Origin of the sequence: Xanthomonas populi, from assembly GCF_002940065.1 — a bacterium.
Taxonomy (GTDB): Bacteria; Pseudomonadota; Gammaproteobacteria; order Xanthomonadales; family Xanthomonadaceae; genus Xanthomonas; species Xanthomonas populi.
Window position 1 is genome coordinate 1 of the sequence record NZ_MDEJ01000404.1, and the last position, 262, is coordinate 262.

Genomic DNA, 262 nt, shown 5'->3' on the forward strand with positions numbered 1-262 from the left:
AACTCGCGCGCGTTCTTGATCTGCTTGAGCTTGGACGGCTTCTCTGCAATCAGGTAGCGCAACTTGCGCTTGCGCGCCATCTCCGCGCGATTGTCCAGCCCCATGTAACCGCTATCCCCGCTGAGCGTGTCTTCCTTGCCATGCAGCAGCTTGTGCGCCTGCGTGATATCTGCGACGTTGGCCGCCGTGCATTCCACGTGGTGCACCAACCCGGACACATCGTCTACGCCAATGTGCGCTTTCATCCCGAAGTCATACTGCT

1 protein-coding gene is annotated in these 262 nt (G+C 59.2%); it reads right to left on the reverse strand.

What is annotated here, in order from left to right; genetic code table 11:
* Positions 1–262 (reverse strand): transposase (locus tag XpopCFBP1817_RS21460; RefSeq protein WP_146090234.1); only part of this gene is annotated, 262 nt, incomplete at both ends.